Origin of the sequence: Caballeronia glathei (genome assembly GCF_000698595.1) — a bacterium.
GTDB lineage: Bacteria > Pseudomonadota > Gammaproteobacteria > Burkholderiales > Burkholderiaceae > Caballeronia > Caballeronia glathei.
Map to the genome: position 1 here is coordinate 1 of NZ_JFHC01000078.1, position 25,895 is coordinate 25,895.

Annotated in this window: 16 protein-coding genes and 2 pseudogenes; 4 read left to right on the forward strand and 14 right to left on the reverse strand. The window is 64.0% G+C overall.

Features of this window, described 5'->3' with window-relative positions; translation table 11 throughout:
- Window positions 1-642 precede the first annotated feature (642 nt).
- Both BG61_RS32140 and BG61_RS32145 read right to left on the reverse strand, forming a co-directional pair.
- Window positions 643-1,479: an alpha/beta fold hydrolase gene (locus BG61_RS32140; RefSeq protein ID WP_035938437.1), complete on the reverse strand. Its 837-nt coding sequence runs from the start codon at window positions 1,477-1,479 to the stop codon at window positions 643-645.
- A gap of 162 nt (window positions 1,480-1,641) precedes the next feature.
- Complete coding sequence (locus tag BG61_RS32145; protein ID WP_035938439.1) at window positions 1,642-2,361, reverse strand: hypothetical protein; 720 nt, start codon at window positions 2,359-2,361, stop codon at window positions 1,642-1,644.
- A gap of 577 nt (window positions 2,362-2,938) precedes the next feature.
- Here BG61_RS32145 and BG61_RS44270 point away from each other — a divergent pair.
- Together BG61_RS44270 and BG61_RS42325 are read left to right on the forward strand one after the other, a co-directional pair.
- Window positions 2,939-3,079: pseudogene (locus tag BG61_RS44270) on the forward strand (transposase); the annotation flags it as partial.
- A gap of 5 nt (window positions 3,080-3,084) precedes the next feature.
- Window positions 3,085-3,240: pseudogene (locus BG61_RS42325) on the forward strand (aspartate aminotransferase family protein); the annotation flags it as partial.
- 139 nt (window positions 3,241-3,379) lie between these two features.
- On the opposite strand, the gene BG61_RS32150 reads toward BG61_RS42325, so the two are convergent.
- The 5 genes from BG61_RS32150 to BG61_RS32170 all read right to left on the reverse strand — a co-directional run bounded on the left by BG61_RS32150 (window position 3,380) and on the right by BG61_RS32170 (window position 9,536).
- Window positions 3,380-3,988, reverse strand: coding sequence for a VC0807 family protein (locus BG61_RS32150; RefSeq protein WP_035938441.1), 609 nt, complete (start codon window positions 3,986-3,988; stop codon window positions 3,380-3,382).
- Between the two features lie 399 nt (window positions 3,989-4,387).
- Complete coding sequence (locus BG61_RS32155; RefSeq protein ID WP_075584266.1) at window positions 4,388-5,689, reverse strand: MFS transporter; 1,302 nt, start codon at window positions 5,687-5,689, stop codon at window positions 4,388-4,390.
- Window positions 5,686-6,276, reverse strand: a complete 591-nt coding sequence (locus tag BG61_RS32160; RefSeq protein WP_081868250.1) for a GAF domain-containing protein — start codon at window positions 6,274-6,276, stop codon at window positions 5,686-5,688. Before BG61_RS32160 ends, BG61_RS32155 begins: the two co-directional genes overlap by 4 nt.
- Window positions 6,277-6,304: 28 nt before the next feature.
- On the reverse strand, window positions 6,305-7,714 hold the full coding sequence (locus BG61_RS32165) for an MFS transporter (RefSeq protein ID WP_035938443.1): 1,410 nt from the start codon (window positions 7,712-7,714) through the stop codon (window positions 6,305-6,307).
- Window positions 7,715-7,751: 37 nt separating this feature from the next.
- Complete coding sequence (locus BG61_RS32170; RefSeq protein WP_035938445.1) at window positions 7,752-9,536, reverse strand: gamma-glutamyltransferase family protein; 1,785 nt, start codon at window positions 9,534-9,536, stop codon at window positions 7,752-7,754.
- 209 nt (window positions 9,537-9,745) lie between these two features.
- Here BG61_RS32170 and BG61_RS32175 point away from each other — a divergent pair, with 209 nt between their 5' ends.
- On the forward strand, window positions 9,746-10,402 hold the full coding sequence (locus BG61_RS32175) for a FadR/GntR family transcriptional regulator (protein ID WP_035938446.1): 657 nt from the start codon (window positions 9,746-9,748) through the stop codon (window positions 10,400-10,402).
- Between the two features lie 193 nt (window positions 10,403-10,595).
- On the opposite strand, the gene BG61_RS32180 is transcribed toward BG61_RS32175, so the two are convergent.
- Window positions 10,596-11,396 carry a family 1 encapsulin nanocompartment shell protein gene (locus BG61_RS32180; RefSeq protein WP_035938448.1) on the reverse strand — a complete coding sequence of 267 codons (801 nt, stop codon included), beginning with the start codon at window positions 11,394-11,396 and terminating at the stop codon, window positions 10,596-10,598.
- Complete coding sequence (locus BG61_RS32185) at window positions 11,389-12,447, reverse strand: Dyp-type peroxidase (RefSeq protein ID WP_035938450.1); 1,059 nt, start codon at window positions 12,445-12,447, stop codon at window positions 11,389-11,391. Before BG61_RS32185 ends, BG61_RS32180 begins: the two co-directional genes overlap by 8 nt.
- A 377-nt stretch (window positions 12,448-12,824) precedes the next feature.
- Here BG61_RS32185 and BG61_RS32190 point away from each other — a divergent pair, with 377 nt between their 5' ends.
- A complete protein-coding gene (locus BG61_RS32190; RefSeq protein WP_129572290.1) occupies window positions 12,825-13,223 on the forward strand; it encodes a hypothetical protein in 399 nt (132 codons plus the stop codon).
- 24 nt (window positions 13,224-13,247) lie between these two features.
- On the opposite strand, the gene BG61_RS32195 is transcribed toward BG61_RS32190, so the two are convergent.
- Genes BG61_RS32195 through BG61_RS32215 form a run of 5 tightly spaced genes read right to left on the reverse strand, consistent with a single transcriptional unit; the run spans window position 13,248 to window position 25,815 of the window.
- Complete coding sequence (locus BG61_RS32195; protein ID WP_035938453.1) at window positions 13,248-15,344, reverse strand: site-2 protease family protein; 2,097 nt, start codon at window positions 15,342-15,344, stop codon at window positions 13,248-13,250.
- Window positions 15,344-16,684, reverse strand: a complete 1,341-nt coding sequence (locus BG61_RS32200; RefSeq protein ID WP_035938455.1) for an efflux RND transporter periplasmic adaptor subunit — start codon at window positions 16,682-16,684, stop codon at window positions 15,344-15,346. The genes BG61_RS32195 and BG61_RS32200 overlap by 1 nt, the downstream gene beginning before the upstream one ends.
- A complete protein-coding gene (locus BG61_RS32205) occupies window positions 16,681-17,463 on the reverse strand; it encodes an efflux RND transporter periplasmic adaptor subunit (protein ID WP_035938456.1) in 783 nt (260 codons plus the stop codon). The genes BG61_RS32200 and BG61_RS32205 overlap by 4 nt, the downstream gene beginning before the upstream one ends.
- Window positions 17,444-19,078 (reverse strand): TolC family protein, encoded by a 1,635-nt coding sequence (locus BG61_RS32210; RefSeq protein ID WP_051672934.1) that lies wholly within the window; start codon window positions 19,076-19,078, stop codon window positions 17,444-17,446. The genes BG61_RS32205 and BG61_RS32210 overlap by 20 nt, the downstream gene beginning before the upstream one ends.
- 20 nt (window positions 19,079-19,098) lie before the next feature.
- Window positions 19,099-25,815 carry a VCBS domain-containing protein gene (locus tag BG61_RS32215; protein WP_051672935.1) on the reverse strand — a complete coding sequence of 2,239 codons (6,717 nt, stop codon included), beginning with the start codon at window positions 25,813-25,815 and terminating at the stop codon, window positions 19,099-19,101.
- Between the last annotated feature and the right edge of the window lie 80 nt (window positions 25,816-25,895).

Sequence of the window (25,895 nt, forward strand, 5' to 3'; positions counted from 1 at the left end):
CCAAAACTTAAATTCGCAACAGCTTCTTAGGCTACTCACCTGACCCGCAACACATTCCGTTATGAATTGGCCATTCTTGACACATCGCCATCACATTTCGCACCTGGAGTTTCCCCAGAGTGGAAACGATTTTTTCTCTCTCGCGGCCGCTTGCCGCTCATCCAATCCACGCGGTCGTATCTCAGACTCGAAGTCGGCGGCCGTAGCAGTGTTCAACGCGAGTTCCTCGCGCGTGCCTCAGCCGCCGCGTTGCACGATGCTTTGACGACTCGAACAGCGTCGCGCTAGCTCGCGATTGCGCGGAGTTCCCGATATGGATGTGATGTCGAACACGTCCGGGCGCGATGTTCGCAATTTCCTGCGCGTGTTCGAAACGGGTGCGCGGATCGGCGCGCGCGATGCGTCGACGCCGACCGATATCGTCGGCGAGTCGGTTGCAGTCGAGAAATACGCCGGGTTGTGCGAACCGGCCGCGTCGCTCGGGATTGCGTGCGCCCTCTCGAGTGCGCGGCGAGGTTGGGCTCGGCAGCGTTCAGAATTCCGAGCGGCAAGCTCGCGTCGCGCCGATCGGAGGTTTATATCGCGCGCACTGTGCCCGATGCCCCTTGGAGAAATGCGCCGTGGCGCAGTGCGGCCGGCTTTTCAGTTTCGGACAAAGGCCAACAAGTCCGGGTTGATCGCGTCGGCATGTGTAGTGAGCATCCCATGCGGATAGCCCTTGTAGACTTTGAGCGTCGCATTCTTCAGAAGCTTTGCCTGAAGCAGGCTGGCGGCGGCATACGGTACAACTTGATCGTCATCACCTTGAACGACTAAGGTCGGTACGGTGATCGCTTTCAGGTCATCGGTCTGATCAGTCTCGGAGAAAGCCTTGATTCCCTCGTAATGTGCCTTCGCGCTGCCCATCATGCCTTGGCGCCACCAATTGTCGATCACGCCTTGCGAGACCTTCGCGCCGGCGCGGTTGAAGCCATAGAAAGGCCCAGCGGCAACGTCCAGATAAAATTGGGCCCGATTGGCAGCAAGGGCGCTTCGGAACTCGTCGAACACTTCGATCGGCGTGCCCTCCGGATTACTTTCCGTCTTCAGCATAAGCGGCGGGACGGCGCTGACAAGAACGGCTTTTGCGACGCGTCCCTGCGGCTGGCCATATTGTGCGACGTAGCGCGCGACCTCCCCACCGCCGGTGGAGTGGCCGATATGGATGACGTTCTTCAGGTCGAGATGCTCGACTACGGCTGAGGCATCGGCGGCGTAATGATCCATATCATGGCCGTCGCTCACTTGACTGGAACGCCCGTGTCCGCGGCGGTCGCTGGCGACGACGCGGAAACCATTGGCGAGGAAGTAGAGCATTTGAGCATCCCAATCATCGGAACTAAGCGGCCAACCATGATGGAAGAAGATCGGTTGCGCATCCCGTGGACCCCAGTCCTTATAGAAGATCTCGACTCCATCTTTCGTGGTAACGGTAGACATATTGAGGTGCTCCTGAAGAGGAACTGCGTTTTATCCATGACGGGCGAGATGCAATGCCTGGCCTTTGGTCCGTTGGACCCGGTGGTCAGGCTTTCCCGGTGGCATTTTCCCGTACATTAAATGGACGCCCTGTGAAGACGCTTCCGATCTACTAGTGGAACCCTAACTGAATCTCACGTCGCTAAAGTCGATGGCGACCATCAGCATGTCGAGCACCGGGCGCCTGTCCGGACCACGCGTGTAAGCGCGACGCTTGGTCGGAAGGCAGATTCCGTCTACGGTGATATGGTCCGAGGTCAGCTGTGCTGCCGCGAATCCTCCCGCGATGTTCACCTGATAGTCGTGACGGCGCAGAAGCAGGGTATCGTCGAAAAAGAAGTCCTGAATCGCACAGTGAGACTCAATGGACCCGGGCAACCAGGTGCGCAGCACTCGCCACGTCTGCGCGCCTTCCTGCCACGGCTCCGTCTCCTCCACTCGCACGCCGTCCATGGCGAGCAAGAATGGCGTGACGAGATACGTCCAAAGCGCCTCGCCGTTGAAATAGGCGCGATGGATCGGGTCCCAGGGCGTGTTCATCTGATGACCGGCAAACGAATCCCTGGGCGTGCGTCGTTCCGCTACGATCGTACCGTCGAACTTCTCGATGGTGATCCTGTCAGGCGTGAACATCGTGCGCTGATCGGGTGCCCCATAAGGCTGGACCGACGAGCGCTCCTCGTGCAGCCACACGGTCATCCGGCGTGGCGAACGATCCTGCATCAGTCCTTTGAGCGCGAAAAAGCCACCGCCGGTGACGATCGTAGCCTCTACCTTCGTCTTGGCCTTCCAGCGTTCCATGCCACCATGCGCCTCGATGATTTCGGCAAGGAAATGGTTCATCAGAATCTCTCCGGGAAGCCCGACCTTCAGGAGCGCAAGTGTGTGCCGCAGCGGTTTTCAAGTCCACATGGTCCGACCCAATTCCAGCGGTCAGCGCCAGCTTTAGCATCTTCGCCTTTGCGATGTGCCCGGTAGTCAGGAGGCGGGCAGGCCCAACTCACCACCAGCCCGTCAGGTATGAAACCGAGTGGCGCCTGTGGAGAGGGCGCGCTTTGTCGATCTGGATAGTGAGTGATGGCGGGGCTATCGTCGTGCGCGTACCTGGGAGCGTGTCCGTTGACTGGGTCCCGATAAAGCACCCATAAGACCTGCGCCATGGCGACTCGCTGGCAGGACGGTACAGCGCTCGTTCACTTGGCAGTCGGAGTATAGGTTAAGGGAAAATCGAGTTCAAGCTGGGCGTGCTGTGAGGCTAGCCGGTAAAAACGTAAGGTCTCTTAAAGTGCAAAATTCCTGCATGTTAATAACCAGAGAACCGGGAGGTCGTGCTGCGTAGAAGTGGAAATTCGCCGACGCACTGATTGCGTATGCGCGAAGCAGACGTCGCTGATCACCGGCGGCGCAGAGGTCTCGCAGGGTGGGCGTCCACGATGAGATTTCGTACAACTGGCGCACCAAGCTTGGCGGGTTGTTTCCATCGGAACTACGGCGCATGCAGCAGTTGGAGGAAGAGAACCCAAAGCTCAAGCGCCTGGTATCGGGCCTGTCGTCGGATAGGTGTCGCTGCTCAGTACAGGCGCGGAGTCGAACGAGGCTGCCATTCGCATGGCGAAGCAAATATGAAATCGTGGGCTTTGCGCAGTCCAGACACGGCATGACGGGGGAGCAGCATCCACAACCCACAGCTCCGGTCGCAAGGGCGTCGGTCCGGCAGCGTTGGCGCCGCGACTGACGTCCGCTGCTGGCCGAACGCGAGAGATCGGTGCGCGCTGCCGCGCCCGACTCATAGCGCCGTTTCCATCCGCGACTCTGAGTTCCTCCGTGACGCAGACAACAGCGAGCCGGCAGGCAAGCAGCGCTACTGCCTTTTGATGTATCTGTGGCGGTAAAAGATCGACCATCCCATCAATCCCGCGTAGGTCGCGTATCTGGCGAAAGCCGAGAGCCGATAGGCCTCGTCTGCATCCATCGAATAGGTCACCCAGAGGCGGCCGGCGTTCTCGGACACGAGCCCCACGCCCCAAACCGCTGTCATCAGTCGGATGGATTTCACGAGCGCCGGGCGGACTTGCCACATCGTGTCGAATTCGAGCGCGCGACCGGTCCGCTCGCGGGCAAGGGTCGAGCGCGCAAGATAAAACACCAACGGTCGACGCGCGAAAAGCGACAGGAGAAAAAACGCGCCGATGATGCCGCTCACCAACGGCTCACGGACTGCGCGCAACCACTGCGAGGGTTCGGACACAAGGATGAGCAAGGACATCGCGATAGCGGCGAGTACCATCGCACTCAACGCATCGAAGTGTCGGGAACATATGAGATCAATGCAAACCCATGCCAGCAGCGGAATGGCCGAGGCCACCAGCGCGCCCAACAGTCCATAATGCGGAAGTGCGAGCCGGTAAGCTGCCGCGGGCATTACCACGTTGATGACGAACGCAAGCGTATAACGAAGAGAGGGAATCATTCAGACCATCTCCGATGGACGGTGGCTGCAATGCGTCGTCAAACTCACCTGGATTGCGTCGTGCATCGCACTGCGCCGGGAAGCTTGAAGGTACGTGATCTTCTTCGGCTAGTTTGACATGGGTTTCAGCAATCGGCGGGGAGCGAACGGGCGCTTCCGGTCTATCGAGTTGAAAATAGCTCGATGACAGCGCGTTTCGTGCGGCTTTTCGTGGGCCGTCGCATTCCCTTGACCGATGCGTACGAGCGGCTTGTTCGCCCCCGGTCACCGGCGCCCGTCGCCTGATCTCGTGACGAAGAAGATTCCGACGAACCGCTTGGTGCCGAAACGCCTCGGTGAAACCAGCCTGCGCATCGCACACCTCCCGGTCAGGTCATGGCACCTTCGCATAGAATATGATCAGCTTGCGTCCAGCGCTTGCGCCGCCTTGCCATCCACTGTCGCGCCTTGCTCTGGCGGCTTGTGCTCGTGCGCCGGATCCTTCGCGCTTGTGTCATACAGGCGGTCAGGAATGAACAGCGTACAGACGCCGCTCAGAAAGAACACCAGTCCGACCAAAAGGAAGCCCGTGCCGAACGAAAACTGCGTGGCGATGTAGCCGATCACGACAGGCGCCGCACCCGAGCAGAAGCGGCCCACGTTATAAGCACCACCCACGGCGGTTCCGCGAACCCGTGTGGCGAAGCTCTCGGACATGAACGCGCCCATCGTGCCGAGCGGCACGCCATACAGGAAGCCGAAGCACAGCATCAGCCATACGATGTTGTCGTGCGTGTGGAAGAAGATGATCGCCGGCAGGAACAGCGCCACGCCGATACAGCCGACCACGTACACGCCGCGCCGGGTCCATACGTCGCCGAGCCAGCCGGCCGCGATCTTGCTCACAAAAGCGACGACATAGGTGCCGATCATATAGCCGGTCATCGAGTTGAAACGCACGTGCAGCTCGTTCTCGAGGTAGGTCGGCAGCCAGTTGATCAAGCCGTAGTAACCGGAGAGCGAGAACACTGAGCCGAGCGACCACAACACGAACATCGTGCGCGCCTCGCGGTCGGTGAAGATCCGGTAATAGCGGTTTTCGAGCCACGTGCGCTGGCCGCCCGGGGTTGCCGCTTCAGCCGCGCGCCATCCCGGCGGCTCGGGCACCAAGCGATGAATCGCCATCGCGAGCACGACGGGTACCGTCGCGACATAGAACAGCATGCGCCAGCCATAGTGCGGCAGGATCCAGTTACTAAGCGCGATCACGACGATGTAGCCCGCCGACACACCGGTCTGCAGTACGCCGAGTATCAGCGAACGCCTTGCGGTTGGTACGTACTCCGCCACCAGCGTAGTGACGAGCACCATGCAGCCGATGCCGAGCGAGCTGATGAAGCGGACCACGGCGAACTGCAGGAAGCTGTGCGTGAGGCCGAGCAAACCGGCACCAAGCGAAAACAGCGCGAGCGCCCAAACCACGACGCGCACGCGGCCGAGCGAATCGCTTGCCCATCCGCCGAGAATGCCGCCCACCGCCATGCCCACGAGCGTCAGACTGCCGAGCGCACCCGCCTCGACGTTGGTCAGACCAAACTCGCTCTTGATGCGCGTGAGCGTGAGGCCGTACATCATCACGTCCGCGCCGTCGACCAGCAGCGCGAGGTAACCCAGCGCAAAAACGATCAGCCACCGGCTGGCGGGCTGCGCAGCCTCGTTCATGGCAGATGTTCCTGCAAGGAGCGCCCGTTGCCGTGCGCGTTCAGGGCGGCTTCGCCCGCACGCGCTGGCGTGCACCTGAGCAGCGCGGGAGCGAGAAACGCACCGAGCAGCATCCCCGCGTCTTCATGCTGGCGCGTGTACCAGTGTTCGACATGGGTCAGGTTCATCGTGCCGACGCATTCGCCGTCGTAAGCGATCGGAATGTTGAGGATCGAGCCGAGGCCCATGGCCTCCATGACCGCGTGATCGTCGAATGCGTTGCGAATGTCCTGCGACGTCTCCCCCCGAAACGGCCGCAACTCCCGCAGGATCTGCGTGGACCACGCAGTGCCGCGCTTTTTCTTGCGTCCTCCCGTCGGGTAGACGTCCGGCATGTTAGTGAAGACGCGTTCCACTTCATGCTGCCGTGCGTCGTAAGTCATGATGGTGAAGAGGCGAAAGCCGATCGTCTCGGCGACGACGGCCTCGACCGCGCGAAAGAGCGTCATCGGCTGATCGGGCTGCCGCATTGCGCTCGCGAGCCGCTCCAGATCGTGAAGCTGCAATCGGCGTGTCGCGTGCGCAGCGTGCTGTACGGTGTCTTGCATGGTCGACCTTGAATCAGCGGCCATTCGGCTAGCCGCGCAGATTGGTGGGAGCGAGGCGGTCGCGTGCATCGCTCTCGAATGCACCGTTGTTTTCGATGTCTTCGAGTGACCGGTTGCGCGTCTCGATGCCGAGAAAAAAGACCACGCAGGCACCGGCCAGCAGCACGCCGGTCGTCATCGCGAATACGCCGAAGAAGCCGAATGCCGGATAGACGAGACCGACGAGGATCGGCGCGCTCACCGAGCCGATACGCCCGAACGACGACGATGAACCAGTGCCGGTGGTGCGCACGGAAGTCGGAAAAATTTCCGGGGTATACGCATAAACGCCCGCGAACGCACCGTTCATGAAAAACGACAAGCAGATGCCTGCCGCCATGATTTCCAGGCCCGTATGCGAGAGCGACAGCATGATGGCCGCAATGCCGCCCAACGACATGTAGGACGCCACCACGCCCTTACGGCCGATCCGTTCGTTGAGCCAGGCCGCCGAAAAGTAGCCCGGAATCTGCGCGCCGTAGATGGCGATCGAAAAGCCGAAGCTCTTCGTCATGGTCAGCCCTTCCTTGAGGAGGAGGCTCGGAATCCACGAGAAGAACGAGTAATACGCGAATGCCACTGAGAACCACATCAGCCAGCTCACCGCCGTCGTGCCTGCAAGACGCCGGGACCACAGCGTCAGCACGTTCTGCAGTGCGCTGCCGCTGCTGCGCGCCGCCGGCGCAACGGCGCCGACGGTTGCGAGCGGCGCGAGCGCGATGTTGCGTTGCGCGTACCACGACTCGATTTCGTTCAAGACGCGGTCAGCTTCCGCGGTACGGCCCTGGCTTTCCATCCAGCGCGGCGACTCGGGCAACGTCCGGCGCCACCAGAGCAGCATCACAACGGGAAGCGACGTGACCACTGCAAGATAGCGCCAGCCATCCGGGAAGTTGCGCACGACCGTGTAGCCGAGAATCGACGAGCTCAGATAGCCGAATGACATGAAACCGACGAGCGCGCCGCAGAACATGCCGCGATATCGCCGGGGCACGAACTCCGCGAGAAACGGTGCGATCACCACCGTCTCCGCGCCAGAGCCGAAGCCTGCGACGATACGCCATGCGAAGAACGTGTGCCAGTCGTGTGCCGTGGCGCTGGCAAGCGAGGCGAGGCAATAGATGGCGAGCGCACTCATCATGATCCTGCGGCGGCCGATCACATCGGCCAGCACACCGGAAAGGAACGCACCGAAGAAATAGCCGATGTAGGTACTGCTTGCCACGAGGCCAGTCTCGGCGCTCGTCAGATGCCATAGCTTGCTGACGACGGGTAACAGAAAGGCCAGCGACGATGAATCCAGTCCATCGAACATATAGCCCAGCCCGCCGATGAGGAGCAGTTTGCGATGGAAACCGGAAAGCGGCAGCCGTTCGAGGCGCGCGGCGACAGCGGACATAGTCAGGGTTCTCCAGAGCGGGGAGGCGGAGCGTGCGTCAGCGTCCAATCGCATACGCCTGCATCTGGCGCGGCGTGGCCGCCCCGCGCATCAGGCCGTTTCGGATTCCCACGGCGCAAACGCGGCCGAGCGACCACGGCTCGGCGACAGTGAGCTCATGGCCGCGCGCGCGCAATGCATCGAGCGTGCTCTGCGGGAAGCTGTTTTCGGCGGACATCTTGCCGAGCTGCATATCGCGCGGATAGAACGAGCCGGGGAAATGCGCGGTCTGGAACGAAGGCGAATCCACTGCGGCCTGCAGGTTCATGCCGCCATGCACGTGCCGCAGGAAGAGCTGGAGCGACCACTGGTCCTGCTGGTCGCCACCCGGCGTGCCGAATGCGGCGTATGGCTTGCCGTCGCGCGTAACGAGGGTAGGCGACAGCGTCGTGCGCGGACGCCGCCCCGGACCGAGCGATGACGGCAAGCCTTCTTCCATCCAGAACATCTGGCCGCGCGTGGTGATGTTGAAGCCGAGGCCCGGCACGGCGGGCGACGCCTGCAGCCAGCCGCCCGACGGCGTGGCTGACACCATATTGCCCCACCGGTCGACGACATCCAGATGCACCGTGTCGCCACGCAGTTCGGGCAGCGGCGCAAACGTCGGTTCGCCCTGGCCGAAGCCACCCGGTTGCTGCCGGCCCGCGTTGGCGAGAATGCGCGCTGCGCGCGCCTCGCTATCGCCGAGACGGCCAGGCCGGAACTCAAACGATGCGCGCATCGGGTCGATCTGGCAACGTCGCGCGTCATTGTAGGCGTCGCTCAGCAGCACGTCTATCGGCACGTCGGAGAAGCGCGGGTCGCCGTAAAACACCTCGCGATCGGCAAACGCGAGCTTCGAACATTCGATCACCGTATGCACGAAATCCGGGCCCAACGGATCCATGCTCCCGAGATCGAAACCCTTGAGCAAGGCAAGCTGTTGCAGGAACATCGGCCCTTGCCCCCACGGTCCCGTTTTGTGGACCCGGAAGCCTTCGTATTCGTACGAGACGGCGTCCTCGTAAGTCGGTTCCCAGCGCGCGAGATCGGAGGCTTCGAGCAGCCCGCGATTGCGCCGCCCCGACGTGTCGAGCACGTCCGTCGAGCGGAAATACTGATCGATCGCATCGGCGACGAAGCCCCGGTAGAACGCCACGCGCGCGCGTTCACACTGTTGCGCGCGATCGCCGTGGGTATTGGCCTCGCGCAGGATGCGCCGATACGTGTTGGCGATGGCCGGGTTCGCGAACAGGTGGTTGGGCAGCGGAGCTTCGCCGTCGCGCAGCCATTGCTCGGCGGACGTATGCCATTCCGTTTTGAAGAAGTCCTTGATCGCCAGGATGGAAGCCGTCATGCGCGGCAGCACCGGATAGCCGTGCTCCGCATAGCCGATCGCATAGCTCAGCACGTCTTCGAGCGGCAACTGGCCGTAGTCGCGCAGCATCATCATCCAGCCGCCGAACGCGCCGGGCACGACAGCCGGCAGCAACCCGGTGCCCGGCATGACGGTGAGCCCCAGTTCCCGCATGTGTGCGGTCGTCATGGTGGCCGGCGTCACGCCTTGCCCGCACACCACACGCACCCGCTCTTCCTTTGCGCTATAGAACACTACCGGCAGTTCGCCTCCGGGTCCGTTCAAATGCGGCTCGACGATCTGCAGCACAAAGCCCGCCGCCGCCGCGGCGTCGAAGGCATTGCCGCCTTTTTCGAGGACCGCCATCGCGGACGCGCTCGCCAGCCAGTGGGTGGACGCCACCATGCCGAAGGTGCCGATCAGTTCAGGTCGTGTTGTGAATGCCATATGCTGTCGCCAGGTTCGCTTCGGCCGAGAATCTGAACCATTGAGTATTGGTTCGATGGATTGATGAAGAGAGCCGCTACGCCGCTGGCGGCTGACCAATGTCGGAATGGCACAAGATTACTGCACCATAAAATGCAGTGCAATCCATCCCGTGAGTGTCCGGTCTTCTGCTAGAGTTGAACCAATTAATCATTGGTTCGATTAGCGACATGGAAAATCCCGCCCTCGACAAGCTGCTCGATTACGTGTCGCAGTGCAACCTGAGAGACGGCGACCCATTGCCGCCCGAAAGAACGCTTGCAGAAACGCTCGGCATCAGCCGACGGGACCTGCGAGGCGCGTTGGCTTCGATGGAAGCGTCTGGTCGAGTGTGGCGCGGCGTGGGACGCGGCACCTATCTCGGTGCGCGTCCGCTCAAGTTCGCACCTTCATTGCGCAGCTTGCGCACGGGATCGAGTCCCGCCGATATCGCTGAAATGCGGCTCATGCTCGAACCGGCGCTCATCGAACTCGCCACCCGTAAGGCGAGCCCCGACGAACTCGCCGAACTGGAGAAGTGTGCGAAGCGCAATGCGATTGCGCGCGACGATGACGAGTGGCAGCAGTGGGACCACCGCTTTCATCTGCTGATCGCGCAGGCCACGCGCAACACGGCGATCATCGCGCTGATGGACGTGGTCAACGGCATGCGCATGAAGCCGAACCTTCGCGAGAAGACCGCGGATCAGGATACCCGGCGGCATTTCGCGCAACAGCATCAGGCCATCGTGTACGCGATGATGGAGCGAGACGGCGAAACGGCGGCGGCGCGCATGCGCGATCATCTGCTGAACGTGCAATGGCGCATGCCTGCAAAGCCGGAGTGAGGGCGCCGGAAATGTGCGGTGCCGGATGTGAGCGTTTCCCGGGGCGGTAGAACGGTTGCTCGCCATCGTCTACGCCAATTTCATCGCAGTGCCGCGGTACTCCGGACGGTCCAGTAGCAGCCAGCCCGCTTACCTCCAGCGCGGCTGGCCGCCACGGTGCCCGATGCGAAGCTCTTCAGGAACGGGGCACCGCCTATCGATCCACCACGGCCACCGACGCCTCGCTCGTCAGCATCAGGAATGTCAACGTCTCACGCAGATAGAGTTGCACGGTCGTGTCGGTGTGGCTCGAGTATCCGATCGATACGTCCTGTCCGATATGCAACTCGTAGTCGCCGCCGCGCGTCGAGAGCACGCATCCGCCCTCGATTGCGGGCGCCCAAATGATGTCGCCGTTCACGATTCGCTTGATGTGCTCGATGATCGGATAGCCCTGATCGCTCGACTCGCTGAGCGCCGTGTAAGCATCGGCGCCGAGCACCACGGAATAGGGACCGTCGACGCCCGCAAGCCGCAGCGCTTCGAGCGCCTGGGCAATGGCGTCCGGATAGTTGCTGATGTCCGCCGGCAAAGCGAGCGACGGATTCGACGAACCGTCGCGGATACCGATGATGCCCGCGGCCTTGTAGCCATCGAAGATCGCGCCGTCTTCGGCCAGCGCCAGCGCTTTCGCAGCATCTTTCGCGGGTTGCCAGTCGCCGTCATTCGACCCGCGCTCGACGCTGTCGATGGACTCGCGTTCCAGCGTGAACGGCACGGTCAGTTGAACCAGCGACTTCACTTCATACAGTTTCGCGCCTACGCCTTGCTTCGGCGCCGTGATGGTGGTCTGATGCCCCGTTCCCACGCCGGGCAGATCGGTGCCGCCGGGCGACGTGACGTCGACCACGCGGCGCCCGCCGACGGAGCGCTTGAAGGTGCGCGCCACTTCCGCTTCGATCTGCGACCACGCGGAACTGGAGATCGGGGCAAGCTCGCGATGCAGGTTATTCATGTTGGGACGTTCCTTTGAGAGAGCCGATGTTCAGTGTGCCGTCGCCGCGCGCCTCGTCGGGCGCGGTGCCGGCAGGCTGCGGGTCAGCGCCGGGCGCGGCGCTTGCCGGATCGCGATCGGCGAGCGCTTCGAGCAACGAAGCCGATGGAATGAAGAACAAGCCGCCCGTCACCGCGCGGCTATAGTCCAGAAGCCGGTCGTAATTGCCCGGCGGCCGGCCGATGAACATGTTCTCCAGCATCTGTTCGATCGGACTGGGCGTGCGGGCGTACCCGATGAAATAGGTTCCGAATTCCCCCGCGCCCGGCCGGCCGAAGGCCATGTTGTGCCGCAGGATCTTCACCTCCTCGCCGTTCTCCTCGATGGTGGTGAGCGAGCTGTGCGACGAAGACGGTTTGACCGACGCGTCGAGCTCGATGTCCGAGAGCTTCTTGCGCCCGATGATGCGTTCCTGTTGTTCGACACTCAGCGCGTTCCAGGCCGCCATGTCGTGCAAATACTTCTGAACGATCACATAGCTTCCGCCCGCGAAGGCGGGATCTTCGACGCTGATCGTCGTGAAATCGACGGCCTCGCGGCCGGCCGGATTTTCGGTTCCGTCGACGAAGCCGACGATGTCGCGCAAGTCGAAGTAGCGGAAGCCATGCACTTCGTCGACCACCGACACCGCACCGCCGAGCCGCTCCAGCATCTGTGCGGCGAGCTCGAAGCAGAGGTCCATGTGGTCCGCGCGAATGTGCATCAGGATATCGCCGGGCGTGGCGACGGCGTGGCGCGCGCCTGAACGTATCTCGCGAAACGGATGCAGCGAAGCGGGACGCGGTGGGCCGAACAGCCTGTCCCAGGCGTCGGAGCCAAAGCCGCACACGCACGAGAGGTTGGCGGCGGGTGCGCGCATGCCCACTGCGCGAACGAGGGCGGCGATGTCTGCGCACCATCCGCGCACGGTGTCAGCATGCGCGCTGCCGCTTTCGACCTTCGCGACGATGAAGATCGCGCTTCGCGTAATGGGATGACATACAGCTTGCGATTCGGGAATATCGTTGGACATTCGAGGAAAAGGTGGCTGGTTGGCTCGGCATATATTACTCGCGCTGTGCGGACCTTGTGTCGAAAGGTGGGGGTGGCCGGATCAGGCTCGGTCGAATCGTGGCTCGGTCGGGAACGTGTCAGGCGCGAGAAATATGGATGGGCAGGCACTGGACGTATGTTGATCGAATGTACCGTCAGGAATTTTTCGACCTGGCGCGGGTGCGACAGCAGCTCCCAAACTGAAACGGCCATTCGAGCCCGGATCGGAAACCGATGCCGAAGCGCCCCAACCAGTATTCACTGATCGCTCATAGGCGGGCGATCACTTTCGCCGGCTATTGCCACATTCGACGAATCGTGATAGCAATGCGATGTAATACTGCTCGGGAGATCGGCATGACCAAGGTGATGGTGGCTGCAATCTCGGCACTGCTTCTCTCGGGATGTCTGACCTCCCCGACGGAGCCAGTCAGTGCGATTCCTTCGCCCGTGTGCACGAGCGAAAGACAATGCGACGCAATGTGGGCGGCCGCGCAGGACTGGGTGGCTCACGTGGGGGGAATGCGCGTGGCGCGGGTATCGCGAGACTCGATCGCCACGTTCCTGCGCGCACCGGAAGACACGACGACCATGAGCGGAACCGTGACCAGGCAGCCGCTGAACGACGGGTCCTACCAGCTCGTCGCCCGGTTCGAGTGCGGCAATCGCGAACCATCCTGTGCGAGCCTCGAGACGAGCGGCGTCAATCTGTTCAACACGATGGTGTCGGCTGCCGGCGAGGGGTCCGACCGGTAACTTTGTCGATGTCCTTTGACTGGATCAGAAGCCGCTCTCGCGGACCAGCACCGCTGCCAGATGCGTCGCGCCTTCGATCAGCCAGCTACGCCGCTTGCCGTCGATCTGCAACTGGCCGCGCGTTTCCCACAACCCGGGCGGGGCGCCATCCAGTTGCACGAGCACATGAAACATCGGCGGGTTCGGGCTCAGCGTGTCACGATCCGCGGCCACGGGCACCGGACCTTTATAGCGCGATGCCAGCATCGGATGGGCGAGTTCTCGCGCGCGAGTCGTATCGATCGCGATGACGCGGCCATGAATCGGCACGGCCTGCCCGACCGGATAGAAGCGCGCATCGTCGCCCGCCGCCAGGCGCTGGACGTCATCCTGCCTGACGTAGGCGTCCACTTGCCAGCGACCCGGATCGACCAGCACGCCCACGGGTTCCTTCGGACTGATCCACTGCCCGGAGCGCCATTGCGGATCGACATCCATCCACTTGCCCGCGAAGGGCGCGCGCAGTATCAGCCGGGCAATCTCCGTGCGGGCTGCCCGTGCTTCCTCGTACTGCACTCTGAGACGCTCGCGCGTGGCGGCCTGCTGATCGAGTCCGTCGGCATCCGCGATCAACCCGGACAACCGTGCTTCGTAACCCCGTATCCCCGCCTCGCTGCCGATCATGTGCGAAGCGATGTCCGGCTCGTCCATGACCATCAGCGTGTCGTCGGCGCGCACATCGCCCACCGGATGAATCGTCTGGATGCGCGCGGGAAACGGCACGAAGACGCGCAACTGGCGTTCGGTGCGCGCCACGCCTTCCGCGTGAATCTGCGTGCGCCACGGTAACGCGACGAGCAAAAGGAAGAGTCCCGCGATCGTGCATAACAGGACTTTCCGGCCTGCTCGGATGCGGCTGCGCTGAGTCCACCAGACGCTCAGTTCACGCGCGATGGGCATCATGATGAACCACGTCACTTCGACCACGAACAGGAACGCCCCGAGCAGCTTGAAGAAGAAGAGGTACACCGTGACCGCGATGCCGAGAAACAGCACCAGCCGATACAGCCACGTGAGGAACTCGAATGCAACGAGCATCCGCCGATGCGATGGGCTGAATGTCTCGGGCCATTCGTCATCGAAGCCGAGCACGGTGCGCCGGATGCTCACGCGTGCGAGCGCGGAGGCGCGCTGATGCAGGTTCGGGAAATCGAGCAGATCGGACAGGATGAAGTAGCCATCGAAACGCATGAAGGGGCTCGCGTTCAGCGCCAGTGACAGCACCCAGCTCGTCGTTGCGAGGTAGAGCAGCGCATTGCGCAGCGGTCCGGGATCGCAGAGCGCCCAGCCGAGCGTCGCGAGCCCGGCGAGCGAGAGTTCGCAGAGAATGCCGGCCGAAGCGATGGCGAGGCGCTGGCGCGAACTGCGCAGCTTCCAGCTTTCGCCGGTATCGGTGTAGAGCATCGGCCACAACACCACGAACGCGATGCCCATGTGCGCGACCCGCAAACCCAGCCGTGTCGCGACGAGCGCGTGCGCCAGTTCGTGCATCGTTTTCGCGACGACGAGCGCCAGCGCGAAGCTGAGGAGGCCCTCGGTCGAGAACGACTCCACCACGGCGGCCGTGAAGGTGTCCCATTGCTGCATGACGAGCACGATGCCCACGAGACTGAGCAACACGACGACGATCGCCGCGACCGGACTGAACAGCCAGTCGAGCCGGTTCGCCGCGCGTCTCAGAAACCGTTGCGGACGCAGCAGCGGGATCCGAAAGAACAGATAGTGATGCAGCCACCAACGCCACGTCAGCCAGCCGCCGCGCCGGTCGCGCTGTTGAAGGCGAGCGAGTGTTTCGGGCGTGGGCCGGAGCAGCTCGTGCTGCTCGAGGAAGCGCCGGAAATCGAGAATCTGATCGAGGTCCGGGCGCAGCGCAGTCTGTTCGTTGATCTCCCTGCAGATCTGCGCGGGCGGTTTTTCCCAGCGCACGAGGATTTCGAATTCGAGCCAGCCCACGCGATAAAAGCGGTTGAGCACGGTATCCTGAATCATCCACGAAGGCTGGCCGTCTTTTCCATTGGCGGCCTCCCCAAGACGAAGATCTTCGCGCAGCGCGGGCGATGGCAGGTTCGGATCGAACGGCATCACAGTCCCGTCCACGCTCTGAGCGTTGCGATCGGCCGGCGCAGCAGGTAGTAGCCGAGGCTCACCTCCTTGCCATAGAGCTTGGCGGTGCCGTGCAGCCCGAGACGCGCCTGCATACGCTCGCCATCGACGCTCGCGAGCAGCCGGTACGCGACGATGCCATCTTCGCTCGCCTTCGCCTGATAGCTCGTTTCGAGGATGCGCCCGTGCAACGGTGAAAGCGGATAGGCGGTCAGATAGAGCGTCACTTCGGCACCCGGATCAAGCGCGATGGCGTCGGCGACAGCGAGTTGAATCAGCATCGCGGGCTTGGCCGGATCGGCGAGTTGCAGGATGCGCTCGCCGGTCACGACGGGCTTGCCGATCCAGTCGTTTGGGTCGCTGAACACGGCGACGCCGGCTTCGGGCGAGAACACCTGCGTGCGTCCGAGTTGCGCGATCACTGCCGCCAGTTCGGCGCGGCGCTGCTCGGCGACGCCGCCAAGCACGGTCAGTTCGTTCTTGCTTTGCGGGTTGTCGAAGGCGCGCTGGCTCGCGGCCATGAGTTCGGCGTCAGCCACCGCGACCTGCTTGCTCAACACTTCCACGCGGCTTTTCAGCGACGTCTCGTTGAGCGTGAACAGCAGCGTGCCGGCACTCACGGCCTGGTTGGGTCGCACCGCGATGCGCTCGATCACGCCGTCGATCGGCGAGCTGATGATGCGCGCGTCCCTCGACACGATCTCGGCGGGAGCCAGGACGGTCTGTCGAACGGGAACGAACAACAGCATCGCGACGACCGCGAGCGCGGCGATGCTCTGGCGGCGCGTCGGCCGCCAGCGCAGGCGGCGCCGGCGGCGAAGGAGCGTGTCCCAGCAATAGGCCCACGTCTTGATGACGCCACGCAGCATCGGCGGCAAGGTCTCGGGCGGCCGTTCGTCGAGCAGGACGAGCAACATGCCGAGCCGCCTGCCGTGCGCGTCGTGCAGCGGCACGCACCAGACGCCCGCCGGCCACCACTCGGCCCAGCCGTCGACGATATCGGGCGGCGGCGCGACGGCGTCGCGCGCGAGCCACGCTGGCTCGTCGCCGCCTAGTTGCGAGGCCACCCAGCGGCTTGCCCGGCCGAGCCACACCAGATACGGCGAATCCTCCGTGGGCCTGGCGAGGCCAGAGATGCACAACAGTTCGAAGCGCTTGCCATGATCGGCAAACACGAGCGCCTGCCTGAAGTTCAGCAGCGAGTGCGAGTCGTTTGCCATCGTGAATGCGAGCGCATTCAGCGAATCGGCGGCGAGCGCCCGGTCGCGCAGCGCGTCGAGAAACAGCAGCAGTTGCGGATGCGGGAGCGGTTCGTTCATTGCGTTGCCGGAAACCGGGCGACCCCGCTCATGCCCGCGACCAGTTCGGGATGCTCGCCGTCGAGCTGCGCTTCGAGTTCGACCGTCTGCGCGACCGCGTCCACCCTCGCGTTCACGGCGCTGACATGCGCGGGATAGGTTTTGCCCGTTTCATGGATCGTGATGTCGAGGCGCGAGCCCTGCTTGAGCTTTACCATTAGCGCGGAGGGGACGTTGAGCCGCACCTTGAGCGCGCCGTCGCCGACGAGATCGAGCATCGGCGTGCCGGCGCTCACGGTCTGATAGTTCTTGACGTACACCTTGGCGACGCGTCCGCTGAACGGCGCGACCACGCGGCAGTAGCCAAGCTGCGCGTTGGCAAGCGACAGCGCGCCTTGCGCCTTCTCGACCTCCGTGGCGGACAAGGCCACTTCGATGTCGCCCGCCGCCTTCAGTTCGCGCAGGCTGCGCTTGCCATTCAGGTTCTGCCGGGCCATGTTCAGCTCCGCCTTGGCCACATTGGCGCGCGCCTGCACTTCCGCGCAGTTCATTTGCGCCAGCACCGCGTTCTTCGCGACCTGCTTGCCGAGCGTGGCGTGCAAGTCGGTGATGGTGCCGTTCATCTGGCTCGACAGCGTGGTTTCCACGTTCGGAGCGAGCAGCACGCGTATCGCGTTGGGGTCGTCGAAGGGCTCGCCGGTCGCAGGAGGCTTCGCGGCGTAAGCGGCGAACGTATCGACCATCAACGCGACGGCGAGGCACGCGAAGGCACGCCTGCGCTTATTGCAGAACAGGCGCATTGCCACCTCCCGGTGCGGCGATCTGCTCGGCGGATGCCGGTTCGCCCTGCGCTGGCTGCTGTTGCGCGACAGGCGACGTGGGGGGATCCGACTGCGCGGGCGGCTCGGCGCCCGGAAGTTCCCATTGCTTTTTCTGCTGGATCAGGACGGTTTTCTCGATCTCCTGCGCGAGGGTCTTGATGTCGTCCTTCTGGATGGCGTCGGGCATCACATCGAAGCCGACCGAATTGAAGAGTCGCCCCCACGCGGCCTGAGCGTCGGAGTACGCCGCTTCGCGCTCATAGCGGGAGAGGAGATAGCGGCCCTCGGCGCGGATCACTTCCAGCTCCGATCCGAACGACGTCTTGCTCGCAGCGCGCGCATAGTCGAGCAGGCTCGTGTCCACGCGCAGGCTTTCGTCGGCGAACTCGACTTCCTGGAGCGACAGACGGTAGCGCAGCACGCCCACGCGCACCTGCGTGAGAATCGCCATCGACAGCGCGAGCCGGCGCATGTCGTCCGTTTTCGTTTGCGACTCCTGCTGGGCATTGAGGGCGGGAAGCTGCAACAGCCTGAACAGATTGATCGATACCCGCACGCCCGCGGCCGCCCAGTAGTTGTTGTAGAGAAACTCGTTGGAGTCGTAGTTCGTGCTCAGGTCGATACCGACGTTCGGCCAGAGTTGCGCCTTGGCGATCTTGAGATCGTTCTCGTTGACGCGCTTGCGATACCACTCTTCCATGAGCTCGGGCCGGTTCTGGAGCGCCAGTTGCTCCAGTTGCGGCTCGGGTGTCACGACAGCCGGCAGCGCGCCTTCTTGCGTGTCGGCCAGCACGAGGGGCGTGCCGGGCGGCAGCGACATCAGCGCGGAAAGCTCGGACTGCGCGAATTCCAGATCCTGGCGCCGGATCGTCAGGAGGGACACCGCATCGAGCAGTGCACGCTGGTAGGCGAGGATTTCCTGCTTCGGCAAGAGGCCCTTGTCCTCGGCCTTACGCGCCGCGTCTATCGCGGCACGGGTCCGGGCGAGCAGTTCGTCGACCTGAGGCTTGAGGCGCTGGGCGGCAAGCGCGCGCCAATAGGCGTTGCGCACGTCCTGCAGGACGTTCTGCGCGACCTTGCGCCGCCGCTCTTCCGCCATCAGCATCTGATCGGAGCGCTGCTGCGTGCGGAAATACGCGACGCCGAAATCGAGCAGGTTCCAGCTCAGTCCCAGGTTGGCGAGCTTGTGATAGCGCTGTTCGGAGGTGGACGGGCGCAAGGTGACCTCACCGTCCGTGATGCCGACCGACGTGCCGCCCGAATCGTTGCTGCGCGCCGTATAGCCGGCGGACGCGACGAGCTGCGGCAGCATTTCATTGCTGGAGACATCGCGCAGATTGGCGGCGAGCGCGGATTCCATCAGCTTGAGCCGATAGTCGAGGTTGTACTTCAGCGCGCGCGCCGCCGCCTCGTAGAAAGTGATCGGCCCGGTGACGGGTTCCTGTGCGCTGTACATCGAGACCTGATCGTCGACGACGCGCTGCCGGACCTCTTCTCGCGTCGTCGGCCGGGGCTGAAGCGATGAGCAGCCTGTGAGCGCGAGCATCGCGCACGCGACCGTGACACTCAGGACCTGCGCCTGGTGGTTCTGCATAACGTGTCCTCGTCCGAGAGCTACCGTTCGATGAAATCCTCCGGGTTCCGGGGTATCGGAGGCAGCCTCATCGCGGCCTCCCGCAACTGGGTAACGAAACTCTGCGCCGTGGCTTCTTCGGGCAAGGGCCGCAGTGGGCCCGTGAGATTTTCCGGGAGAGGCGCGAATACCGACGGGTCGGAAAGCAGACCGTCCGCGCTCAGGCTCGTGCGGCCATGCCGGCCGAAAATCCACGCGCGGTCGAATGCGCTCCAGCGCTGGCTCGCCTGAACGCTCCTTCCGACGAACTGACCGGGCACGAAGCCAAGTCCCTGGCCGACCGGCGCTTCGATGCGGTCCGGATCGAGCGGCCAGCCGATCTGGCTGCCGTCCGCTTCCCGGCTGGACACCTGGGCTCGCAGCTCGGCCTGTTCGACCTCCGGCGTGACGAAGACGACGGGCTCCAGCGCCGGGTTCAACGGCTGAACGGGCTGCTCGGATGGTCCGGAGCCGAAGTACGAGCCGCCGGGGGGCGGAACATACGGCGTGGCGATGTCGAGCGCGATGACGAGTTGCGCCTGATCGGTCTCGCCCGCGTCATCGCGTACCGTATAGGTGAAGGGATCGTGCAGCACCTGGCCGAGTCCCGCTGCCGCCAGCACCTGTGGATTCGACAGGTCGATCTGGTACGTATAGCTGCCATCGGCGTTCAGGACCAGCGTGCCGTAGCGTCCCGCGAGCGCCTGCCCCGGCATGCCGGGTGTGCCCGTGCCCGCTTCCTCGCCCGAGCGGACACCGACCACGATCAGATGATCGTTGGCATCGACGTCGGTGTCGTTCGGGAGCACGTTGCCGTTTGCCTGCGGCGCGGGCGACTGGTCGCTCGCGATGTTGCTTTCGTCGTGGGCGACGGGGGCGTCGTCGGCACCGCGGATCTGGATCGTCAGCGACGCCGTTGCTTCGGCACCCGCCGCATCACGCATGCGATAAACGAAGGCCTCGGTCAGCGTGTCATTGCGGGTGCGTAACGCCTGCACGGCGGCGTTGTCGTTATCCACGACGTAGTCATAGGTGCCGTCCGCGTTCACCGTGAGATGCCCATAACGTCCAGCGAGTCCGGTTCCGGCGCCGGCCGACCGGCCGGTTTCGTTCGAGACATCGACTACCTGCTTCGTTTCACCATTCGCCATGCTGTCGACGTCAGTGTCGTTTTCCAGTACGTTACCGACCGCGGCCTTTCCCGGGGTCCCGTTGTTCACGCCACCGGCCTCGATCGCGGTTGCAGCGTCATTGTTCGCGACCGGCGCGTCGTTCTGTCCTTCGATCGTGATGCGCAGTTCGGCCACGCCCTGCGCGTCGAACACGTCGCCGACCGCATACGTGAAGACATCCTGCAGCGTCTGGCCGCTCGTGCGCAGCGCCTGAACCGCTGGCAGATCGTTGTCGACGGTGTAGCGCCAGCTTCCGTCGGCCGCGAGCGTCAGCACGCCGTAGGCACCCTGCAGCGCGCTCCCGACGGTGCCGGCCGTGCCGCCCGCAGCCGACGAACCACCTGTGCGGATGGCCGCGATGTGGAGCGGATCGTTCTCAAGGTCGGTATCGTTGGCGAGCACGTTGCCTGACGGATTCAATCCTGGCGCGGTGTTGTTGATGCCGCCCGCCTCGGCGGCGGTCGCCGCGTCGTCGTTGCCGACCGGGGCGTCGTTGCGTCCGAACACGATGATGGTGAGATTGGCCGAGGCGCTCAGATTCCCTTGGTCGGTAATCCGATAAGTAAACACGTCCGACACGGTCTGCAGCGGCCGCAGAGCGAGGAGCGTCGGGTTGGTCGTGTCGACGCGATAGAGGAACGTGCCGTCGGCGCCGATGATGAGATCGCCGAACTCACCGCGCAGGAACGTGCCGTTCTCGTTGTTGCTGCCGACGACGACGGTCAGGAACGTCCCGGGCGCATCGCGCGAGTCCGACCGGATGCCTGACCCGCGGAAGCGGTCGTCCGCGTCGACGTCGCTGTCGTTCAGGAGCACGTTGCCGGTCGGATTGAAGCTGCCGCGATTCCCGTTGTTCGCCACGGCGAACGCAACGTTGTCGCGCGCCACCGGGGCGTCGAAGGCGCCCTCGATCTGCACGCTCAGTTGCGCGGTATCGGTCGCGCCGGATGCGTCGTGCATCCGGTAGGTGAAGACGTCGGTGAGGCGCTCGCCGGGGATCAGTTGCTGCACCGCAGGCAGCGAGTTGTCGACGGTGTAGGTGTAGCTGCCATCGGGGGCGATCGTGAGCGTGCCGAAGACGCCTGCAATCGAGGTGGCACCGGTCACGTCCGTCAGGGCGTTGCGGTCGGCTTCTCTGCCACGGCGCACGCCGTCTATCGATTTCGTGTCGCTGGCGTCCACGTCGGTGTCGTTTGTCAGCACGTTCGCCGTGGGGTTGATGCCCGGCGTGCCGTTGTCGGTACCGCCGGCTTCCGCGGCTTGCGCCTGATCGTCTTGCGCTACGGGAGCATCATTCTGCCCCTGGATGACGACGTCGAGTTCCGCCTGATCCGTCGTGCCATGCGTGTCTGCAATCGTGTAGGTGAAGCGGTCGACAAGCTGGTCGGAAGGCAGGCGCAATGCCTGCACGGCGGCGTTCGCATTGTTCACGACGTAGCTGTAGCTGCCGTTCGCGCTGAGCGTCAGCGTGCCGAATTGTCCCTGGAGCACCTGGTCCAGCGTGCCGGCGGCGCCACTGCCCGCTTCGGCGCCGGTGCGCACGCCGGTGACCGCGATCGCGTCGCGGTCCGGGTCGGCGTCGTTCGCAAGGACGTTGCCTGTGGGATCGATTCCGGGCGTGCCGTTGTTGATGCCGCCAGCTTCCATCGCCACGGCGCCGTCGTTCTGCGCAACCGGTGGATCGTTCACGCCCGTGACCGTGATGACCAGTTGCGCCCGGTCCGTCAGGCCGCTCGAATCGACGATCTGATAGGTGAACGTTTCCATGAGCGTTGCACCCGGCGCCAACGCCAGGACCGCCAGGTTGTTGCTGTCGACGTCGTAGGTATAGGTACCATTCGCGCCGATATGCAGCGTGCCGAAGCTGCCCGCAACCGAGGTGCCGTTGGCCGATGTCGTGCCAGCCGTGACGCCGGTCAGGCCGCCGCCTGCATTCTCGAGCCCCGCGCGGATACCGTTGATCGTGAGGAGGGTGTTGGGCTGGCCGGTGTGGTCGACGTCCATGTCGACGCCGTTCCCGCCGGGCTGGGTAGCCGTACCCGGGCGGCTCGCGTCGGTGATGACATTGCCGCTCGGGTTGACCGGATTCACACCCAGGAGCGCCGAGCCGGCCGTCGCGGATGCACGGTCATCGCTCGCGACGGGGTTGTCGTTGGCGCCGAGAACCTGGATCTGCAGTTCGGCGAGATCGCTCAGGCCGCCCGCATCGGTGAGCTGGTAGGTGAACGTTTCGATGAGCGGCGCGTCGCCGGGCACCCGTTGCTGCACGGCCGCATTGTTGTTGTCGACGACATAGCGGTAGGTGCCGTCGGCGCCGATCGTCAGGGTGCCGAACGCACCGGCGACCGACGTGCCCGTGCCGCTGGTCGTCTGTGCCGAGACCGGTGCGAGCGGACTGTTCACCGCGCTTTCCTGCTGGCTGATGACACCTGTCACCCGTTTCGTTTCGCCATTTGCCACGCTGTCGACGTCGGTGTCGTTGGTCAGCACGTTGCCCGTTGCATCGTTGCCCGGCGTGCCGTTGAGGACGCCTCCGGCCTCTGTCGCAGAAGCCACGTCGTTCACCCCGAACGGTGCATCGTTCGCGCCGTGGATGGTTACGGTGAGCGTGCCGGTCGAAGACGCGTTGGACGTGTCGAAGACGACATAGGTGAAGGTATCGGTCAGTGTCTGACCCGAGAGGCGTAACGCCTCGATGGCCGGGTTGCTGTTGTCCACCGTGTACTGATAGCCGCCATTGGCGCCAAACAACAGCGCGCCGAAGCGCCCATTGATGACGGTCGAGCCGAGGTTCGGCAGCAGGAGCGTGGTTCCGTTCTCGTTGGTCACGGAAATGGCCCGCAGTACGTCGCCGTTGGTCGCGATATCGACATCGGTGTCGTTGCTGAGCACATTGCCCGTCGGATCGACGCCCGGCTGGTTGTTCCGGTTGCCACCCGCTTCCGTCGCGCTCGCCGCATCGTTGACCGCAACCGGTGCGTCGTTCACGGCGATGACGGTGACTGGCACCGTGTTGGTGGTGACAAGCGCGTCGGCGAGCTCGCCGGGAATGCCGTTGCCGTTGTGGTCGCCAAAGTTGCCCCGGTCATTCGTGGTGATCGTCAGCGTGTCGGTGCCGTTGAAGTTCAGGTTCCCGCGATACAGCAGGTTGGCGAGCGCAGTATTGAGGCCGGCGAGGTTGCCGGTCAGCGTCAGGGCGGCGGTATTCGATCCGGATTCGGTGACGCCCGCCGGCAACGCGCTGAGTGACAGGCTGCCGTGCAGCACGCCAAGCGTAACCTGAAGCGTGCCGCTGCCCGCATCGACGTCGCTGATCGAGAGGCCGGCAGCGCTGAAGAGGGTGTCCTCCAGTCCCGCGGGCGGCGTGGCGGGCAACTGGTTGACCGGCGCGTCGTTCTGCTCGACGTAGCCGGCGTTCGCGGCCGCGGTGCCGCCGTCCGCAAGCGTGATACCGACCGTGCCGAGGGCAGTGGCCGCATCGCTGTCGATACGCACGGCCAGCGCGCCCACCGGCTGCGCAAAGGCGGCCGTGCCGGGCGCGTCGATTCGATAGACGCCAAGCGGCAGCACGCCGAAATAATACTGGCCGCTGGCGTCGGTCGTCGTCGTGTAGACGAGGTTGTCGGTGGCCGTGCCGAGGTTGCCGTCCAGGCCCGCCCATGTCAGCGTGACGGTTTGGCCCGCGAGTCCCGGGCCGTCGGGCGCGGTGGACGTGGTGGCCGATGCCGTGTCGTTCCACAGCGTGCCGCTGATCACGCCAAGGCCCGCCGCCGCCTGACGTACATAGGTGTTGGGGCTCGTGCCGCTGCCGGTGCGCTCGCCATTGTCGCTTGCCGCCGCGCCCACGCTCGAACCGCCCCACGTCGTGAAGCTGTCCGGCAAGCTGGTCCACGTGAGCGTTGCATTCGCGGGGGAGATCGGCACACGGTCGGGCGCGTTGGCCGAATAGAAGACCGAGACCTGGCTGCCCGTGTCGAGCTTGTCGAAAGTGACGCGCAGCCCGTTCGTCACATCGACGGTGACGCCGATGCCCGCAAGCTCCGCGGCGGAAAACGACACGCCGTTGATCACGAGATGATCGAACGCATAGTTCGAGGCGCCGGGAAAGCTGTCCGTCAGGACGACGTTATAGGCAGGCGAACTGCCGCTTTGCGTGAACCTGATATCGACGTCGGCGGTGCCGAGGCCGGCTGTCGCGCTCGTCGGATCGAAGCTGACGACCTGTTTCGCCAACCCCGTGAAGGTCGGCTCGACCACGTCCTCGCGCACCGTCCGCGCCGCCGAGAGATTGGTCGTGCCGGAACGGTCCACTGCGGTTGCCGTGAGCACGGCGCCGCCGGCATTGGACGCCTGATTGAGCACGCGCGCGTTGAATTCCAGGGACACACCTTCGAAGTCGGGATCGTTGTCCCCGTTGACCAGATTCCCGAGGTGGAAGGTGACGATCTGGTTGCCATTGGCGTCGGTCGCGACGGTGATATCAGCCGAATTGAGCAGGCCAGTGGGCGCTGCGCCAGACAGGTCGGGCGTAATCGGCAGCGCCTCGGGGCTTGTCTGGTTCCCGGTGATGTTCAGGACGCCACCGGTGATCAGATTGGCGATGTCCGTCGTCACACCATTGTTTGAGATGAAGACGAGGGCGACCGTGCCGTCGTTGGTGAAGGCGAGGCCGTTCTGCAGCGTGACCTGCAGGCTGAAATCATTGGTTGCGCCTTCGGCGAAGAGCGCCACCACCCGATACCGGATCACTTCGCCCACCGTGACGCGCTCGTCGGTCGCATCGGTGGGAGAGGGTGCCGGCGTATCCACGAGCCCGCCCACCCGCGAAATGATGAGCGCCTGCGCAACGGGCACGGTCAGTGTGGAGCTCGCCCGATAGTCGTTGAGCGTGCCGTCGACACCCGTGCGCTCGCCCGCCGGATTGGCCGTGCCGCCGATGGTGCCGTCGAGGCTCGTCCACTGCGCGGTTGCCGTGTTGCTGAAGGAGGTTTCACTGGCTGCGGCGGGGACGACGGTGCCCGATACCCTGATGGTGATGCTGCCGCCCTTGGCGACATCGATATTGGCGCCGCTCGCGGTGCGCAACTGGCCCGCGACCAGTTCGAAGTCCGGGCCGCCGTTGTTCGTCGCTCCTCCCTGGTACGTCACGCCGAGCAGCGCCAGATTGCTGAGTTCGGCGGGCAGCGTGTCGAGAAAGCTGATGTCGAATGCATTGAAATCCGTGGCCGCCGTCCCGTTGCTGATGGTGATGTCGTATTCGACCGTGTCGCCCTGGTCCACGCCGAGTCCCGGGTTCGTCGCCGTGCTCTGGCTCACCTGCAGCGTGGGTTCGCGTATCACCACAGTCGGTGCCGCGCTGGCCGCGACGGTGCGGTCCACCGCGGCGGCGCTATTGGGCGTGTCGCCGTCCGGGTCGCTGAAGACGAGCTGGCCCGGATTCGCCAGCGTGACACCGGCCTGATTGGCGATGACGTCGCTCGCGACGAGCTGCACGCGGATCACGAACGTGTTGTTGCCGGTCACGTTGTCGGCCGTCGCGTTCGACACGGTGAAGGAGATCAGCCGCTGGCTAAACTACGGTTTCCAGGCAGCGGTGTGACAGACGCAGGATGACCTAAGCCGCACTA

Excerpts from the sequence above, each read along its gene's own strand:
- BG61_RS32140 (WP_035938437.1), bottom strand. The coding sequence starts at position 1,479 with ATGTCTACCGTTACCACGAAAGATGGAGTCGAGATCTTCTATAAGGAC.
- BG61_RS32145 (WP_035938439.1), bottom strand. The coding sequence starts at position 2,361 with ATGAACCATTTCCTTGCCGAAATCATCGAGGCGCATGGTGGCATGGAA.
- BG61_RS32150 (WP_035938441.1), bottom strand. The coding sequence starts at position 3,988 with ATGATTCCCTCTCTTCGTTATACGCTTGCGTTCGTCATCAACGTGGTA.
- BG61_RS32155 (WP_075584266.1), bottom strand. The coding sequence starts at position 5,689 with ATGAACGAGGCTGCGCAGCCCGCCAGCCGGTGGCTGATCGTTTTTGCG.
- BG61_RS32160 (WP_081868250.1), bottom strand. The coding sequence starts at position 6,276 with ATGCAAGACACCGTACAGCACGCTGCGCACGCGACACGCCGATTGCAG.
- BG61_RS32165 (WP_035938443.1), bottom strand. The coding sequence starts at position 7,714 with ATGTCCGCTGTCGCCGCGCGCCTCGAACGGCTGCCGCTTTCCGGTTTC.
- BG61_RS32170 (WP_035938445.1), bottom strand. The coding sequence starts at position 9,536 with ATGGCATTCACAACACGACCTGAACTGATCGGCACCTTCGGCATGGTG.
- BG61_RS32175 (WP_035938446.1), top strand. The coding sequence starts at position 9,746 with ATGGAAAATCCCGCCCTCGACAAGCTGCTCGATTACGTGTCGCAGTGC.
- BG61_RS32180 (WP_035938448.1), bottom strand. The coding sequence starts at position 11,396 with ATGAATAACCTGCATCGCGAGCTTGCCCCGATCTCCAGTTCCGCGTGG.
- BG61_RS32185 (WP_035938450.1), bottom strand. The coding sequence starts at position 12,447 with ATGTCCAACGATATTCCCGAATCGCAAGCTGTATGTCATCCCATTACG.
- BG61_RS32190 (WP_129572290.1), top strand. The coding sequence starts at position 12,825 with ATGACCAAGGTGATGGTGGCTGCAATCTCGGCACTGCTTCTCTCGGGA.
- BG61_RS32195 (WP_035938453.1), bottom strand. The coding sequence starts at position 15,344 with ATGCCGTTCGATCCGAACCTGCCATCGCCCGCGCTGCGCGAAGATCTT.
- BG61_RS32200 (WP_035938455.1), bottom strand. The coding sequence starts at position 16,684 with ATGAACGAACCGCTCCCGCATCCGCAACTGCTGCTGTTTCTCGACGCG.
- BG61_RS32205 (WP_035938456.1), bottom strand. The coding sequence starts at position 17,463 with ATGCGCCTGTTCTGCAATAAGCGCAGGCGTGCCTTCGCGTGCCTCGCC.
- BG61_RS32210 (WP_051672934.1), bottom strand. The coding sequence starts at position 19,078 with ATGCAGAACCACCAGGCGCAGGTCCTGAGTGTCACGGTCGCGTGCGCG.